At 51.2% G+C, this 16,433-nt stretch carries 18 protein-coding genes and 1 other annotated feature; of the genes, 8 read left to right on the top strand and 10 right to left on the bottom strand.

Annotated features, from left to right (window positions below):
* Positions 1 to 113: 113 nt before the first annotated feature.
* The 3 genes from clpB to rluD all read right to left on the bottom strand — a co-directional run bounded on the left by clpB (position 114) and on the right by rluD (position 4,525).
* On the bottom strand, positions 114 to 2,687 hold the full coding sequence (gene clpB / locus ACO7SM_RS05475) for an ATP-dependent chaperone ClpB (protein ID WP_490470014.1): 2,574 nt from the start codon (positions 2,685 to 2,687) through the stop codon (positions 114 to 116).
* Positions 2,688 to 2,816: 129 nt separating this feature from the next.
* Positions 2,817 to 3,548, bottom strand: a complete 732-nt coding sequence (gene yfiH, locus ACO7SM_RS05470; protein ID WP_490470013.1) for a purine nucleoside phosphorylase YfiH — start codon at positions 3,546 to 3,548, stop codon at positions 2,817 to 2,819.
* Positions 3,545 to 4,525, bottom strand: coding sequence for a 23S rRNA pseudouridine(1911/1915/1917) synthase RluD (gene rluD, locus ACO7SM_RS05465; protein WP_203360363.1), 981 nt, complete (start codon positions 4,523 to 4,525; stop codon positions 3,545 to 3,547). Before rluD ends, yfiH begins: the two co-directional genes overlap by 4 nt.
* A gap of 131 nt (positions 4,526 to 4,656) precedes the next feature.
* Here rluD and bamD point away from each other — a divergent pair, with 131 nt between their 5' ends.
* The 4 genes from bamD (at position 4,657) to pheA (ending at position 7,418) form a co-directional block, all read left to right on the top strand.
* Positions 4,657 to 5,394 carry an outer membrane protein assembly factor BamD gene (bamD, locus tag ACO7SM_RS05460; protein ID WP_203360362.1) on the top strand — a complete coding sequence of 246 codons (738 nt, stop codon included), beginning with the start codon at positions 4,657 to 4,659 and terminating at the stop codon, positions 5,392 to 5,394.
* A 274-nt stretch (positions 5,395 to 5,668) separates the two neighbouring features.
* Positions 5,669 to 6,007 carry a ribosome-associated translation inhibitor RaiA gene (raiA, locus tag ACO7SM_RS05455; protein ID WP_162382704.1) on the top strand — a complete coding sequence of 113 codons (339 nt, stop codon included), beginning with the start codon at positions 5,669 to 5,671 and terminating at the stop codon, positions 6,005 to 6,007.
* A 102-nt stretch (positions 6,008 to 6,109) separates the two neighbouring features.
* Positions 6,110 to 6,235, top strand: a sequence feature (Phe leader region).
* The gene (gene pheL / locus ACO7SM_RS05450) at positions 6,111 to 6,158 is read left to right on the top strand and encodes a pheA operon leader peptide PheL (protein WP_102000890.1); all 48 of its coding nucleotides are present in this window, start codon (positions 6,111 to 6,113) and stop codon (positions 6,156 to 6,158) included. Its footprint overlaps the feature before it by 48 nt.
* A gap of 22 nt (positions 6,236 to 6,257) precedes the next feature.
* Positions 6,258 to 7,418 carry a bifunctional chorismate mutase/prephenate dehydratase gene (pheA, locus tag ACO7SM_RS05445; RefSeq protein ID WP_490470012.1) on the top strand — a complete coding sequence of 387 codons (1,161 nt, stop codon included), beginning with the start codon at positions 6,258 to 6,260 and terminating at the stop codon, positions 7,416 to 7,418.
* A 104-nt stretch (positions 7,419 to 7,522) separates the two neighbouring features.
* On the opposite strand, the gene tyrA is transcribed toward pheA, so the two are convergent.
* Both tyrA and aroF read right to left on the bottom strand, forming a co-directional pair.
* Positions 7,523 to 8,644, bottom strand: a complete 1,122-nt coding sequence (gene tyrA / locus ACO7SM_RS05440; protein WP_490470011.1) for a bifunctional chorismate mutase/prephenate dehydrogenase — start codon at positions 8,642 to 8,644, stop codon at positions 7,523 to 7,525.
* 10 nt (positions 8,645 to 8,654) lie between these two features.
* Positions 8,655 to 9,725: a 3-deoxy-7-phosphoheptulonate synthase AroF gene (gene aroF / locus ACO7SM_RS05435; protein WP_490470010.1), complete on the bottom strand. Its 1,071-nt coding sequence runs from the start codon at positions 9,723 to 9,725 to the stop codon at positions 8,655 to 8,657.
* Between the two features lie 214 nt (positions 9,726 to 9,939).
* On the opposite strand from aroF, the gene ACO7SM_RS05430 reads away from it, so the two are divergent.
* From ACO7SM_RS05430 to ACO7SM_RS05415, 4 genes are all read left to right on the top strand, one after another.
* A complete protein-coding gene (locus tag ACO7SM_RS05430; RefSeq protein WP_490470009.1) occupies positions 9,940 to 10,314 on the top strand; it encodes a DUF2799 domain-containing protein in 375 nt (124 codons plus the stop codon).
* 159 nt (positions 10,315 to 10,473) lie between these two features.
* Entirely contained in the window at positions 10,474 to 10,992 is a 519-nt protein-coding gene (gene yfiR, locus ACO7SM_RS05425) for a regulatory sequestration protein YfiR (RefSeq protein WP_490470008.1), read from the top strand.
* Positions 10,985 to 12,208: a diguanylate cyclase DgcN/YfiN gene (gene dgcN, locus ACO7SM_RS05420; RefSeq protein WP_490470007.1), complete on the top strand. Its 1,224-nt coding sequence runs from the start codon at positions 10,985 to 10,987 to the stop codon at positions 12,206 to 12,208. The genes yfiR and dgcN overlap by 8 nt, the downstream gene beginning before the upstream one ends.
* 15 nt (positions 12,209 to 12,223) lie before the next feature.
* Complete coding sequence (locus tag ACO7SM_RS05415) at positions 12,224 to 12,709, top strand: OmpA family protein (RefSeq protein ID WP_490470006.1); 486 nt, start codon at positions 12,224 to 12,226, stop codon at positions 12,707 to 12,709.
* On the opposite strand, the gene ACO7SM_RS05410 is transcribed toward ACO7SM_RS05415, so the two are convergent.
* The 5 genes from ACO7SM_RS05410 to rimM form a co-directional block, all read right to left on the bottom strand.
* A complete protein-coding gene (locus ACO7SM_RS05410; protein ID WP_490470005.1) occupies positions 12,710 to 14,080 on the bottom strand; it encodes a PepSY-associated TM helix domain-containing protein in 1,371 nt (456 codons plus the stop codon).
* Positions 14,081 to 14,143: 63 nt separating this feature from the next.
* Positions 14,144 to 14,554: a DUF2946 domain-containing protein gene (locus ACO7SM_RS05405; RefSeq protein WP_490470004.1), complete on the bottom strand. Its 411-nt coding sequence runs from the start codon at positions 14,552 to 14,554 to the stop codon at positions 14,144 to 14,146.
* Positions 14,555 to 14,688: 134 nt separating this feature from the next.
* A complete protein-coding gene (gene rplS, locus ACO7SM_RS05400) occupies positions 14,689 to 15,036 on the bottom strand; it encodes a 50S ribosomal protein L19 (RefSeq protein WP_203360309.1) in 348 nt (115 codons plus the stop codon).
* Between the two features lie 44 nt (positions 15,037 to 15,080).
* Entirely contained in the window at positions 15,081 to 15,848 is a 768-nt protein-coding gene (trmD, locus tag ACO7SM_RS05395; RefSeq protein ID WP_490470003.1) for a tRNA (guanosine(37)-N1)-methyltransferase TrmD, read from the bottom strand.
* A gap of 30 nt (positions 15,849 to 15,878) precedes the next feature.
* Positions 15,879 to 16,427 (bottom strand): ribosome maturation factor RimM, encoded by a 549-nt coding sequence (gene rimM / locus ACO7SM_RS05390; RefSeq protein WP_490470871.1) that lies wholly within the window; start codon positions 16,425 to 16,427, stop codon positions 15,879 to 15,881.
* Positions 16,428 to 16,433: the final 6 nt, after the last annotated feature.

Here is a 16,433-nt window from a genome sequence, read left to right as displayed (position 1 = left end):
AAAAAACCTATCAACTGATTACTTTTCCATCAAAAATCGCAATGAACGGCTATATTCGCCTGGTTTTTAAACAAAAACGAGCCCCGCAGGGCCCGTTTTTATTGTTTTGTGACTTACTGCACTGCCACGATGCGATCGTCATTCACTTCCAGACGAATCGTTTTGCCTGGAATCAGCTCACCAGACAAGATTTGCTGTGCCAGTGGGTTTTCAATCTGTTGCTGGATAGCACGTTTCAATGGACGCGCCCCGTAGACCGGATCGTAACCGTTCGCACTCAGCAGTTTAAGCGCCTCGTCAGAAATGTGGATGTCATAACCACGTTCTTCCAGACGTTTGTACAGACGCTGAAGCTGTATCCGGGCGATAGATGCGATGTGTTTTTCGCCAAGCGGGTGGAATACCACAACTTCATCTATACGGTTAATGAATTCGGGACGGAAGTTGTGACTGACCACTCCCAGCACCAGGTCTTTCATATGCCCATAATCCAGTTCACCGAAACGTTCCTGGATAAGATCGGAACCGAGGTTAGACGTCATGATGACCACCGTATTACGGAAGTCGACCGTTCTCCCCTGCCCGTCCGTCAGGCGACCATCATCCAGCACCTGCAACAGTATGTTGAACACATCCGGGTGTGCTTTTTCGACTTCATCCAGCAGGATCACGGAATAAGGACGACGACGTACCGCTTCTGTCAGATAGCCCCCTTCTTCATAACCCACATATCCCGGAGGCGCACCGACCAGACGAGACACGGAGTGTTTCTCCATAAACTCGGACATGTCGATACGCACCATTGCGTCGTCGCTGTCGAACATAAAGTTAGCCAGCGCTTTACACAGTTCGGTTTTACCCACACCGGTCGGCCCAAGGAACAGGAACGAACCGATCGGACGATTAGGGTCAGCCAGACCCGCACGGCTACGACGAATCGCGTTCGATACCGCCTCAACCGCTTCATTCTGACCAATTACGCGGTTATGCAGATCCTGCTCCATACGCAGCAGTTTCTCACGCTCGCCTTCAAGCATTCTGGCAACCGGGATACCCGTCCAGCGCGCCAGCACTTCGGCAATTTCCGCATCTGTCACTTTATTACGCAACAGGCGCATGGTTTTACCTTCAAGCTGAGTGGCGGCTTCCAGCTGTTTTTCCAGTTCTGGAATTTTGCCGTACTGCAGTTCGGACATCCGCGCCAAATCGCCAACACGACGCGCCTGTTCAATGGCGATTTTCGCTTGTTCCAGTTCAGCTTTGATGGTTTGCGTTCCGGAGAGTGAGGCTTTCTCGGCTTTCCACTCTTCTTCCAGCGCCGAATACTGACGTTCTTTGTCGTCCAGTTCTTCGTTAAGCATATCTAGGCGTTTTTTGCTCGCCTCATCAGACTCTTTCATCAACGCCTGCTGTTCCAGCTTTAACTGGATGATACGGCGATCGAGTCTGTCCAGCTCTTCCGGCTTGGAATCAATCTGCATACGAATGCTGGATGCAGCCTCATCGATAAGGTCGATAGCTTTATCCGGTAATTGACGATCCGAAATATAACGATGCGACAGCGTCGCCGCCGCCACAATGGCCGGGTCGGTTATCTGCACATGGTGATGCAGCTCATAACGTTCTTTCAGGCCACGCAGAATCGCGATGGTATCTTCCACTGACGGTTCGGCAACAAACACTTTCTGGAAACGACGTTCCAGCGCCGCATCTTTTTCGATGTACTGGCGATACTCATCCAGCGTTGTCGCGCCCACACAGTGCAGTTCACCACGCGCCAGGGCCGGTTTCAGCATGTTCCCGGCATCCATTGCGCCGTCCGCTTTCCCCGCCCCGACCATGGTGTGCAATTCGTCGATAAACAGGATGACGTTACCTTCCTGTTTTGAGAGATCGTTAAGTACCCCTTTCAGGCGCTCTTCGAACTCACCGCGGTATTTTGCCCCGGCCACCAGCGCACCCATGTCCAGCGCCAGTACGCGACGGCCTTTTAGCCCTTCAGGGACTTCACCATTAATGATGCGTTGTGCCAGACCTTCAACAATCGCAGTTTTACCCACACCGGGTTCACCGATGAGTACCGGGTTGTTTTTGGTACGGCGTTGCAGTACCTGTATGGTACGGCGAATTTCTTCATCACGGCCAATAACCGGATCGAGTTTGCCTTGCTCGGCACGCTCAGTCAGATCGACGGTGTATTTTTTCAAGGCCTGACGTTGGTCTTCAGCCCCTTGATCGTTCACGCTTTCACCTCCGCGCATTTGTTCAATTGCCTGAGTGATATTGGCCGTTGTCGCTCCAGCCGATTTCAATAAGTCGGTCAGCGTACCGCGAGACTCAAGCGCCGCCAGAACGAACAGTTCTGACGAAATAAAATTGTCCCCACGTTTTTGCGCCAGCTTGTCGCAAAGATTCAGTACACGCACCAGCTCCTGAGACGGTTGCACGTCGCCGCCGGTACCTTCCACTTGCGGTAGACGGCTCAGCGCTTGATCAATCGCGGTGCGTAACTGGCCAGCATTGATGCCAGCAGACGTTAATAAAGGACGAACCGATCCCCCTTCCTGATTCAGCAAGGCGCTCATTAGATGAAGAGGTTCGATGAATTGGTTGTCGTGCCCTAATGCAAGTGATTGGGCATCGGCAAGAGCAAGCTGGAATTTATTAGTAAGACGATCCAGACGCATAACTCCTCCCATAACAGGTCAAAATTGCTACTGGAGATTAAATGAGGTCATCCCTCAATTATTCAAGGTGAATGACCTGAATTATGTGAAAAGAAAACGGCGCGTTCCGGATCGTCTTGATTCTTTAGGTTATATCAGCCAAATAAAACTTGCCATCCGACCAGTGATCTTGTCGCGACGATAAGAGAAGAATGTCTCACTTTCACGATATGTGCAGCGGTCGCCACCATAAATGTGGGTGATCCCAGCGTTCGTCAGGCGTTGACGTGCAAGCTGATAAATGTCCGCCAGATATTTTTCTCCGCGTGGCAAAAAGGCAGCCTGCGCCTTCGCATCTTTCGCCATAAATGCGTCACGAACTTCTGGCCCTACCTCAAAAGCCGCGGGGCCGATGGCTGGGCCTAACCAGGCCATAATGTTTGCCGGTTTATCAGCAAAGCAGGCAACGGTTTCTTCCAGTACGCCTTCACACAATCCGCGCCACCCCGCGTGGGCTGCCGCCACTTCCGTTCCGTCGAGATTACAAAACAGTACGGGCAGGCAATCCGCCGTCATCACCGCGCAAACGGTGCCGGGCGTGTTGCTGTACGACGCATCCGCCCTTTTAGAATCATAGGGCGCACCGGTCAGTTTCAGCACATCCTTACCGTGCACTTGCTCCAGCCAGACCGGCTTCGAAGGCAGATTGCCCGCAGTAAACAGTCGTTTTCGGTTCTCTTCGACATGTTCCAGGTTATCGCCACAGTGGGCGCCCAGATTCAGCGAATGGTAAGGAGGCAGACTGACACCCCCAATACGTGTAGAACTACAGGCCGCAACGCCTTTCGGCAGCGGCCACTGCGGGACAATTAGCTTACTCATAACCAGGCAACATCATCCTTATGTTCTTCAAAATCAGCGCGCATGACTTCAATGAGTTTGACCATATCCTGCGGGATCGGCGCATGCCACTCCATTTCGATACCGGAGATCGGGTGATAAAGACGCAGCATGGTGGCATGCAGCGCCTGGCGATCGAATTTACGCAACGTAGAAATAAATTCGTCCGATGCCCCTTTCGGTGGGCGCGGACGGCCGCCGTAAACCTGATCACCCACCAGCGGATGGGTAATGTGCGCCATGTGCACGCGGATCTGGTGCGTACGTCCGGTCTCCAGACGCAGCCGCAGACGCGTGTGCACACGGAAGTGTTCCATAATACGGTAGTGAGTCACCGCCGGTTTACCCATAGGATGCACTGACATATGCGTACGTTTGGTGGGATGACGGCTGATCGGTTCTTCTACCGTCCCCCCCGCAGTCATATGACCAATCGCCACGGCTTCGTACTCACGCGTGATTTCACGCAGTTGCAGTGACTCCACCAGACGCGTTTGCGCCGGAACGGTTTTTGCAACAACCATTAATCCGGTGGTGTCTTTGTCCAGACGGTGCACGATCCCCGCACGCGGGACATCCGCGATTGGCGGGTAGTAATGCAGTAACGCATTCAGTACCGTGCCATCAGGATTACCCGCACCAGGATGCACCACGAAGTCACGTGGTTTGTTGATGACAAGAATGTCGTCATCTTCATAGACGATATCCAGCGGGATATCTTGCGCTTCAAAACGAATTTCTTCGTCAATTTCAGCATTGATGGAGACACGCTCTCCGCCCAATACTTTTTCTTTCGGTTTATCGCAAAGATGCCCATTTACCAGCACTCGCTGGTCGAGGATCCATTCTTTTATGCGTGAACGCGAATAATCAGGGAACAATTCGGCCAAAGCCTGATCTAAGCGTTGACCGAGCTGATTTTCGGAGACTGTTGCGGTGAGTTCTACTCGTTGTGCCATAAACTGCTTCTTCGTTTAACGTTGGGTTTTACGGCTTTGCCGTTTAATATAGTGTGCTATTGTAGCTGGTCTTAACCGGGAGCAGGAACAGAGAATCTCCCGTATTACATTTTGAGGAAAGTCAAAACGTCATGACGCGCATGAAATATCTGGTGGCAGCAGCCACGTTGAGCCTGTTTTTGGCGGGTTGCTCTGGTTCAACGGAAGAAGTGCCCGATAATCCGCCTAATGAAATCTACGCGACTGCTCAGCAAAAGCTGCAGGACGGTAACTGGAAACAGGCAATAACGCAATTGGAAGCGTTGGATAACCGTTATCCATTTGGACCGTATTCCCAGCAGGTGCAGTTGGATCTCATCTACGCTTACTACAAAAACGCAGACCTGCCATTGGCTCAGGCTGCTATCGATCGTTTTATCCGTCTTAACCCAACGCACCCAAATATTGATTATGTCATGTATATGCGCGGCCTGACCAATATGGCGCTGGATGACAGTGCGCTGCAAGGATTCTTTGGTGTTGATCGCAGCGATCGCGATCCACAACACGCCCGAGCTGCGTTCAACGATTTCTCCAAACTGGTGCGTGGCTATCCGAACAGCCAATACACAACCGATGCCACTAAGCGTCTGGTGTTCCTGAAAGATCGTCTGGCGAAATACGAATACTCTGTTGCCGATTATTACACCGCGCGTGGCGCATGGATTGCCGTCGTGAACCGCGTAGAGGGAATGATGCGCGACTACCCGGATACCCAGGCAACACGTGATGCTCTGCCGCTGATGGAAAATGCCTATCGTCAGTTGCAGATGAATGCTCAGGCTGACAAAGTGGCGAAAATTATTGCCGCTAACAGCAGCAACACCTGATTCATCTCCGAACGCAAAACAAAACGGCAGCCCAATGGCTGCCGTTTTTTTGTCCGTAAACGCCGCAACTGAAGCGGTTTAGCTGCAACGCATCCTATCAAATATGGCCTGCTTTCAGGTATTCCTCAAGTAAAAGATCCCCTGTTCCTGCGATGCCTCACAAAAAGATATCCCTGACAAAAAGTGACAAAAAAATGTGATTTAAATCACACATTTTGACATTAGGAACGGTATGCTGGGTTCACCAAGACGGGAAAGACAAGAGGTAAAATTTATGACAATGAACATTACCAGTAAACAAATGGAAATTACTCCGGCAATTCGCCAGCATGTCGCAGACCGTCTCTCCAAACTGGATAAATGGCAAACTCACCTAATTAATCCACATATCATTCTGTCTAAGGAGCCACAGGGTTTCACTGCTGATGCCACCATTAATACACCGAACGGACATCTGGTCGCCAGCGCAAAACACGAAGATATGTACACCGCCATTAATGATTTGATCAACAAGCTGGAACGGCAGCTCAATAAAGTGCAGCACAAAGGCGAAGCCCGTCGTGCAACAACTTCAGTAAAAGACGCCAACTTCGTCGAAGCAGAAGAAGAGTAGTCCCTTACATTGAGTGTATCGCCAACGCGCCTTCGGGCGCGTTTTTTGTTGACAGGGTTAAAACAGTGCGGGTACTTTACTCTTGTCGCCAAAGGAAAATGACATGAAACCAACGCCGTTCTTCTTCGCATTCTTTTTTACCTTCCCCTGAATGGGAGGCGTTTCGTCGTGTGAAAAAGAATGCGAAGACGAACAACAAGGCCTCCCAAACCGGGGGGCCTTTTTTATTGATAACAAGAAAGGCAACACTATGACATCGGAAAACCCGTTACTGGTACTGCGAGAGAAGATAAGCTCGCTGGATGAAAAATTGCTGGCCTTGCTGGCCGAGCGTCGTGAGCTGGCGGTTGAAGTGGGCAAAGCCAAACTGCTCTCTCATCGCCCGGTGCGCGATATTGACCGTGAACGTGATTTGCTGGACAGATTGATCACGCTCGGCAAAGCACATCATCTGGATGCGCACTATATCACCCGCCTGTTCCAGCTCATTATTGAAGACTCCGTACTCACCCAACAGGCCCTGCTGCAGCAGCATCTGAATAAGATTAACCCTCACTCTGCGCGTGTTGCTTTCCTGGGGCCAAAAGGTTCTTACTCTCACCTCGCCGCCCGTCAGTATGCCGCCCGTCACTTTGAGCAGTTTATCGAAAGCGGTTGTGCAAAATTTGCCGATATCTTTAATCAGGTTGAAACCGGGCAAGCAGACTACGCCGTCGTGCCGATTGAAAACACCAGCTCCGGCGCCATCAACGACGTTTACGATCTCCTGCAGCACACGACGCTGTCCATCGTCGGCGAGATGACTATCACTATCGACCACTGTGTGCTGGTTTCTGGCACAACAGATTTGAACACCATCGAAACGGTATACAGCCATCCGCAACCCTTCCAGCAGTGCAGTAAGTTCCTGAACCGTTACCCACACTGGAAAATCGAATACACCGAAAGTACCTCAGCAGCGATGGAAAAAGTGGCGCAGGCGAACTCTCCACACGTTGCCGCGCTGGGAAGTGAAGCCGGTGGTGGGTTACACGGTTTACAGGTTCTTGAACGTATTGAAGCGAATCAGACGCAAAATATCACCCGCTTCGTCGTGCTGGCGCGCAAAGCAATCAACGTTTCCGATCAGGTTCCGGCAAAAACGACGCTGTTAATGGCTACCGGCCAACAGGCGGGTGCACTGGTTGAAGCACTGCTGGTGCTGCGCAACCACAATCTGATCATGACCAGACTGGAATCGCGTCCGATCCACGGGAATCCGTGGGAAGAGATGTTTTACCTCGACATCCAGGCGAATCTGGAATTACCGGAGATGCAAAAAGCGCTGAAGGAGTTGGGAGAGATAACCCGTTCCATGAAGGTTCTGGGGTGTTATCCCAGCGAGAACGTGGTGCCGGTGGATCCGACCTGAGACAAAAGTCCGTTTTCGGATGGCGCTACGCTTAGCGGGCCTACAATTCATGCAATTTTTGTAGGCTCGCTAAGACGCGCCAGCGTTGCTGGCAGGCATCTTACTTACTGACGGCTATCATTCGCCTGACGTAGCAGCGTGCGACTTTCATTCTGGAAGCGTTTGGCATAATCACCAAACCAGTGTTCTACCTTGCGGAAGCTGTCAATAAAAGCCTGTTTATCCCCCTGCTCCAGCAACTCAATGGCTTCACCAAAACGCGTGTAGTAACGCTTGATCAACGCAAGGTTGCTTTCTGACGACATAATAATATCGGCATACAGCTGCGGATCCTGGGCGAACAGGCGTCCTACCATCGCCAGTTCAAGGCGATAAATCGGTGAAGAAAGCGCCAGTAACTGTTCAAGCTGGACATTTTCCTCTGCCAGATGCAGCCCGTAAGCAAAAGTAGCAAAATGGCGCAGAGCCTGAATAAACGCCATATTTTGATCGTGTTCGACAGCGCTGATACGGTGCAGTCGTGCTCCCCAGACCTGAATTTGCTCCAGGAACCACTGATACGCCTCCGGCTGGCGACCATCGCACCAGACCACCACCTGCTTCGCCAGGCTGCCGCTGTCCGGGCCAAACATCGGATGCAGACCAAGAACCGGCCCGGCATGCGCCGCCAGCATCGCCTGCACAGGGCCGTTTTTCACCGATGCCAGATCGACCAGAATGCAGTCAGACGGCAAACGCGGTAGTTTTGCAATCACCTGCTCAGTCACATGGATTGGCACACTGACAATCACCATCCCGGCATCGGCAACAATCTCCCCGGCGCGATCCCAGTCCTGCTGCTCAAGAATGCGCACCTGATAGCCTGAAAGCGTGAGCATTTTCTCGAAAAGTTGCCCCATTTGACCGGCACCGCCGACGATAACCACCGGACGCAGAGAAGGGCAAAGGGTCTTAAACCCTTTGTCATTCTCACTGGAGTAAGACTCACGCATGACCCGGCGCAGCACATCTTCGATGAGATCGGGCGGAACCCCCATCGCCTGAGCCTCAGCACGGCGCGAAGCCAGCATCGTGGCCTCACGTTCAGGTACGTAAATCGGCAAGCCAAAACGACTTTTGACCTCACCGACTTCAGCCACTAATTCCAGACGGCGCGCCAGCAAATCCAGCAACGCCTTGTCCACTTCATCTATTTGATCGCGTAATGCGGTCAACTCAGCAACCATAACAAGCCTCTTATGCTACACGCGCCGCCAGATGACCGTTGAGATTTCCACAAATTTCACGCAGCAGTGCATCGGTGGTTTCCCAGCTAATACACGCATCCGTCACAGACACACCGTATTTCATATCGCTGCGCGGCTGCTCAGAAGACTGATTACCTTCGTGAATATTGCTTTCAATCATTAAGCCAATGATTGAACGATTCCCATCTTTAATCTGCGCAACCACAGACTCAGCCACGGCAGGCTGACGGCGGTAATCTTTATTTGAGTTACCATGGCTGCAATCTACCATCAGAGAAGGATGCAGTCCTGCCTGTTCCATCTCTTTTTCGCATTGTGCGACATCAGCAGGGCTGTAGTTAGGCGCTTTGCCGCCGCGCAGAATCACATGACCATCCGGATTACCCTGAGTCTGCAACAGCGCCACCTGACCCGCCTGATTGATCCCAACGAAACGGTGCGACTGTGCTGCGGCACGCATCGCATTGATCGCTGTCGCCAGGCTGCCATCCGTACCATTTTTAAACCCAACCGGCATGGAAAGACCCGATGCCATTTCACGGTGAGTTTGCGATTCCGTGGTACGAGCGCCAATGGCGGACCAACTGAACAGATCGCCCAGGTATTGCGGGCTGTTAGGATCCAATGCCTCTGTTGCCAACGGCAGCCCCAGATTGACCAAATCAACCAGCAGCTGACGCGCAATTTTCAGACCGGCTTCCACATCAAAAGAGCCATCCATATGAGGATCGTTAATCAACCCTTTCCAGCCAACGGTAGTCCGGGGCTTTTCAAAATAGACGCGCATCACCAGGTAGAGGCTATCGCTGACCTCTTCGGCAAGGGCTTTAAATCGACGAGCATATTCCAGCGCAGTTTCAGGATCATGAATAGAACACGGCCCACACACCACCAGCAGACGAGGATCGCGACCGGCAATGATGTCAGAAATGGTTTTGCGTGACTGGGCGATTTGCGCCTCTTGTGACAAACTCAGCGGGAACTCCGCTTTCAGTTGTTCTGGCGTCATCAGAACTTGTTCGTCAGTAATATGTACGTTGTTCAGCGCGTCTTTTTGCATGATGGTGATCCTGTTTAGCTCGTTTGCGATAGTTTTCCTCAGTGAGGATGACGTAACGATAACACAACAGGTAAAGATTTCAATCCACATTCCGTAAATTTTATTTTACAGAACTCAACATAAGTGCAGCCACCAAGCATCTTCATGTACTAATAAATTTACACTCCGATATTTATTAATCCGCTATGCTTTGAAAAACACAGGAGCACAGGCAATGAAGCGACTCGCAGGCGCGCTACTCACAATACTTCTCAGCGGATGTCAGATAGATCCTTATACGTTCTCCCCTACCTGGACCGGCACTGACTGGTACGATGCCGGTATTGAAGATGCCATTGCAGGATATGCCGTTAAAGATAACGACATGCTCGCCGATACTTTTAATGACCCGGAAGTCGACCGGACGCAATACCTTAAAGGCTATGCGGAAGGTCAGCGAAAAACCTGTCAGCAAGATTTAGCGTATGCCAGAGGCCTGGCAGGGAAAACATTTCCCGCCAGCTGCGATACCGTAGAAAATGCCAGTGAGATACGCAGCGCCTGGCAAAAAGGGGCCGACGAAGGGGCTGGCGCAATAAGGCTCAATTAATAAAAACCTTACGAATTAATATTTACATGAGATTTACCTTAAGAGGCATTTGTTAACCTGTATGGTGTAATGACTCTCGGGCAAAATAATGTTATTTTGTTGTGAACGATCACGGATGTATTTAAATGCTTTACGACTGATGCTGGTGATGACCTGTTTATGATATTTTCTCACCGACTCAAATTTCTGCTAACGCTATTACTGGCGGGATTGCCACTTTACGCCGCGAGCATGACCGACGAAGCCAAATCTGTGCGTTCGATAGTTTCTGGCATTGTCAGCTATACTCGCTGGCCTTCGTTATCAGAACCACCAAGGTTGTGTATTTTCTCCTCGTCTCGTTTCACCAGTACACTTGGAGATAGTCATTCGGGGCCATTACCCTACCAGCCTGTTATCATCCGCTCGGAACAGGAAGCACTGACCGCGCGTTGCGATGGTTTTTATTTCGGAAATGAATCCCCTACCTATCAGGTGGAATTAACGAATAAATATCCGTCTAAGACATTGTTATTAATTGCAGAACAAAACTCCGAGTGTATTATCGGCAGCGCTTTCTGTTTGATTATTAACAATGATGAAGTCAGATTCTCCGTTAATCTGGATGCACTCTCGCGCAGTGGCGTCAGAGTAAATCCGGACGTATTGATGCTTGCACGGAATCAAAAGCATGGGTAAGGAGTTCTCCCCAATCACGCGACCGACGTTCAAACGGACATTGCGACGCATCAGCATGATAAGCGTCGTGGTGACAATGACCCTAATCTGGTTGCTGTTGTGCGTAGCGTCTGTCTTGACGCTGAAACAGTATGCGCAAAAAAACCTGGATCTGACCGCCGCCACAATGACCCACAGCCTTGAAGCTGCACTGGTGTTTGCTGATGGAACTGCCGCAGCAGAAACGCTGGCGGCATTGGGGCGACAAGGCCAATTTTCAGCGGCAGAAGTCCGCGACAAAAATCAAAAATTGCTCGCAACCTGGCATTATGATGCCAGGGCCTCCGATGACAAACTGAGTGGCTTAGTCAGCCACTGGCTATTTCCCTTACCGGTCACTCAACCGGTCTGGCATAACGGCAATGTCATTGGTGAAGTTCGCCTGACTGCCCGTGACAGCCTCATCAGCCATTTTATCTGGTTGTCTTTGGCGGTGCTTACCGGGTGTATTTTACTGGCGGCTGGCATTGCGATTCTTCTCACACGCTATTTGCATAATGGCGTGGTTGACGCACTGCAAAATATCACGGACGTGGTACACGACGTCCGTACTAATCGTAATTTCTCACGCCGGGTTTCCGAGGAGCGCATTGAAGAATTTCATCTGTTTGCGCAGGATTTCAATAGTCTGCTGGATGAGATGGAAGAGTGGCAATTACGACTGCAAGCTAAAAATGCCCAGTTGTTGCGTACTGCATTGCACGATCCTTTGACCGGTCTTGCAAATCGGGCTGCATTTCGCAGCAGTATTAACGCGTTGATGAACGATAATTCTGCCCGTAGCAGCTCGGCATTGTTATTCCTGGATGGCGATAATTTTAAATTAATTAATGACACCTGGGGTCACGCAGCAGGCGACCGCGTTTTAATTGAAGTGGCGAAAAGGCTGGCAGAATTTGGCGGTAAACGCCATCACCCATACCGGCTCGGCGGAGACGAATTTGCCATGGTACTTTATGGCGTTCATTCAGAATATGAAGTCCAGCGCATTTGTGCCGCGCTCTCGCAGGAGTTTAACCGGCCTTTTGATCTGCTTAACGGGCATCTGGCGAACATGACGCTGAGTATTGGTTTCGCCCTGACGTGGGAAAATGCGACTGCTGAAAAATTACAAGAATTGGCCGATCGTAATATGTATCAGGCTAAACATCAGCGTTCTCAACGCTGGATTAAATAATAAGGAATTACACACATGATGAAGCGTCTTTTTTCTCCACTGATTCTGGCTACGTTGATTCTGACGGGTTGTCAGGCACAGCCACAGGGCAAATTTACCCCCGAGCAGATTGCAGCGATGAAGTCATACGGATTTACCGAATCCGCCGGAGACTGGTCTTTGGGTTTATCCGATACCATTCTGTTTGATAAAAATGACTACAAACTGCGCCCAGAAAGCCAGAAGCAAATCCAGGGTATGGCTTCCCGATTATCGTCTACCGGCCTGAACCATGCCCGCCTGGACGGTCACACGGATAACTACGGCGAAGACAGCTACAACGAAGCGTTATCGCTCAAGCGTGCAAATGTGGTGGCAGATGCCTGGGCTGAAGGTGCGAACGTTCCGCGTACGAACCTGACGACCCAGGGTTTAGGCAAAAAATACCCGGTTGCCAGTAATCAAACGGCAAAAGGTCGTGCTGAAAACCGTCGTGTTGCCATCGTTATCAGCACGCCTTAATCATTCGTCGGCTGACTGCGCCTGAAGAACACGAGAAGCACTGAACCAGCGCAGCCAGTCAACAACCATAAACAGCAAAAGACTGATTCCCAACACCGGCATCGCTACCCCCAGCGCGACAGCCAGCACCGCCAGACCGCCCCTTCCCTGCCAGCCGATCGCGAGGATCCCCTGTACAAGCGTCTGTGCGGGATCAACTTCTGAACGTGCCGGGCGACGGATCCACCACAGTCGGTAGCCGATCACAATCATCAGACACAGCCCAACCCCGAACGCGATCAATGCGACCTGGTTTATCACGCCAAACAGTATCCCCATATGAAAATCCACACCCCAGCGCGTCAGTTTCGCCATAAGCGGGAAATCAGAAAAATACGTACGATCGATAACGTGCAGAGTTTGAGGATCCACAGAAACAGCATCGACCTGAGTGGGCCAACGACGATCGATTTCCGTCACCGTCCAGCCATGCTGCGCGTCCTTTGGCGGTCGGATCTCCAGCCTTCTGGCATCAATTCCTGATACCTGCGCGACATGCAACACCGCATCAAACGCGTTTGCATCAACACTTTTTGCAGGCATCGGCATTCCTGCAAAGTGCCCATGATGACTGGCATGTTCATTCTGCACTGGCATAACGCCATCCCGTTGAGTATTCACCTGCGGTGTTAGCCAGCCAAAAGTGGCCCGCATTTTATCTACATTGCCGCCAGCCCACTGCGACCATGTCAGGCCGGTTGCCGAGAAAAGCAGCATCCCCACAAGCAAAAACCATCCCAGCGTGACATGTAGACGACGATGATTCTGTACGCGGTTTTTCAGCCGACGTTTAGGACGGGTAAAATACCAGAGCGTAATGCCGCCCAGCGCCGCCACCCACATCCAGGAGGCGGCCAGCTCGCTATAAATTCGCCCAACATCGCCAAGCAACAAAGAGCGGTGCGCATAATCAATCCATTGTCGCAGCGGCAAAATACCACTGGTGCCATAGACCGTCATATCGCCTGTTACCGCAAGCGTCACCGGATCAATAAAAATCGCCCGGTTCTCAGATTCATTCAGCGCAGGGTCGGCAAACATGACGCGTGTCGTTTGCCCCGCTTCCAGCGCCGGACGCACGGAATGCAATCGCAGATGTCCGCCGGTTACCTGTTCGGCGATAGCGATTTGGGCCGCCAGCGGCTGAGTCTCACCCTGAATGGAGCCTTGCAGCGCTTGCGAATAGAGCGCCTCCTCCAACTGTGGCGTCGCCACATACAGCGTCCCCGTTAAGGCTGCCACGAAAATAAATGGCCCAACGAACAAACCGATATAGAAATGAAGACGTCGCAGCAAGGTAATCCATGCCGCGCGTGAAGTGCAGGTGGTCATACTTTTCCTCAGAACAAGCAAAAGAGTGTCGTGACGCTTTCGCGCACAATCTTATTGTAAGAATCAGGAAATAGCAGACCTGCGCGGCGGCGCGCGCGTATCGGGGAAAAGCCAGGGAAAGAAATGCCAGTGTTTAACAATCGGTCGCGGAGACGCACTTTTCTGCCGCAACAGTATTGCACACAGCAAAAGCACAATCGCCAGCATCAGCCCAGGAACATGCGCGAACAAGACACAATAGCCGCACGCTTCACCATGGTCGACGGGCGTCGTTGCGGGCGTGGACTGCTGATGATGTTCATCAGGTTCAGCCATCATGCTCATCTCATGATGCATGCCTGACATTGTACTCATGGGGTCTTTTTGCAGAGAAACCGAGATCAGCGGCGCGACAACAATCAGCAGGATCGCGCACAGCGCTAACCATGCCGCGTTGTATTGATGACCTGACTGGCGAAATGTCCCGATATCCACAGTTCCTCCTGCGACGACGGAGGCATTGTAAATGATACATGACCAAAAAGTTAACAAAATGAACTAATCAGCCATAAAAAAAGGGCCAGCCAATTGGCCAGCCCTTTTTAACAGGATGTCGCCTGAGCGATATCTTAGTTAAGACGCTCTTTGATACGAGCAGACTTACCAGTACGCTCACGCAGGTAGTACAGTTTAGCTTGACGAACAGCACCACGACGTTTGACAGAGATGCTGTCAACTACCGGAGAGTGAGTCTGGAAGACACGCTCAACGCCTTCGCCGTTGGAAATTTTACGAACAGTGAATGCAGAGTGCAGACCGCGGTTACGAATAGCGATAACCACGCCCTCAAATGCCTGCAGACGTTTTTTGGAACCTTCAACAACCCATACTTTCACTTCCACGGTATCACCCGGACGGAAGGAAGGTACGTCCTGCTTCATCTGCTCTTGTTCAAGTTGCTTAATAATGTTGCTCATAATTTAATCTCTTATCCTGGGTAAACTGATATATCGGGAGCGTATTACGCATGCCCATCATGTTTATGTTGCTGTTGTGCGTGTTCCTTTTTGAACTCCGCCAGCAACCTTGCTTGCTCTTCAGTCAGAGCCAGGTTTTCCAGAAGTTCAGGTCTTCTAAGCCAGGTACGGCCCAGCGACTGCTTCAAACGCCAGCGACGTATCTCAGCATGGTTCCCCGACAGTAACACCGCCGGTACTTCCATCGTCTCTAACACTTCAGGTCGGGTATAGTGCGGACAGTCCAACAATCCATCAGCAAAAGAATCTTCCGTTGCCGAAGCTTCATGACCCAGAACCCCCGGGATGAACCGGGAAACGGAGTCAATCAGCGTCATTGCTGGTAACTCACCACCACTGAGAACGTAATCGCCGATTGACCATTCTTCGTCAATTTCGGTTTGGATCACGCGCTCATCTATGCCTTCGTAGCGACCACACACCAGAATCAGCTTTTGATTCGTTGCCAGTTCGCTAACGCCCGCTTGATCAAGCTTGCGTCCCTGAGGTGACAGATAAATCACCTTTGCGCCTTCACCCGCCGCGCTTTTTGCTGCATGAATAGCATCCCGCAAGGGTTGCACCATCATTAACATCCCCGGTCCGCCGCCGTAAGGACGATCGTCCACGGTACGGTGCCGGTCATGCGTGAAGTCCCGAGGACTCCAGCTCTGGATGTTCAGCAGGCCATTCTTTACTGCCCGGCCAGTTACCCCGTAATCGGTAATTGCGCGGAACATTTCAGGAAACAGGCTAATTATGCCAATCCACATAGCGCCGTCTTTTACCGTTTATCCGGTGGTTTAAAAACCAGGATCCCAATCTACTTCGATAGTACGAGTAGCGAGATCGACTTTCTTGATAACCTGCCCATCGAGGAACGGTACGAGACGTTCCTTGATACCAAACGCATCTTTCAGGTTTGCCTTAATGACGATGACGTCATTTGATCCGGTTTCCATCATATCGACGATTTTACCGAGATCGTAGCCTTCAGTGGTCACTACCTGGCAGCCCATCAGGTCTTTCCAGTAGTAGCTACCCTCTTCAAGCGCAGGCAACTGCGAAGAATCCACGACAATTTCGCAATTAGTCAGCAGATTCGCAGTATCACGATCGTCAACGCCTTTCAGCTTGATGATCAGATCCTGATTGTGGTGCTTCCAGCTTTCCAGCTGTACTTGCTGCCACTGACCCGCCTTCTGGATAAACCAGGGCTGATAGTCAAAAATGCTTTCGGCGTCTTCAGTGGAAGAAAACACTCTGAGCCAACCACGAATACCGTAAGAAGAACCCATTTTCCCCAGAACTATGGGTTCAACAGGGACTTGTGCGGCGAGTTGCTTGCTCATCATGAC

This window comes from Citrobacter sp. LJND-P06 (genome assembly GCF_058188415.1).
The sequence above is the reverse complement of the archived record's forward strand: the minus strand, read 5'-3'. Positions and strand labels throughout refer to the sequence as shown.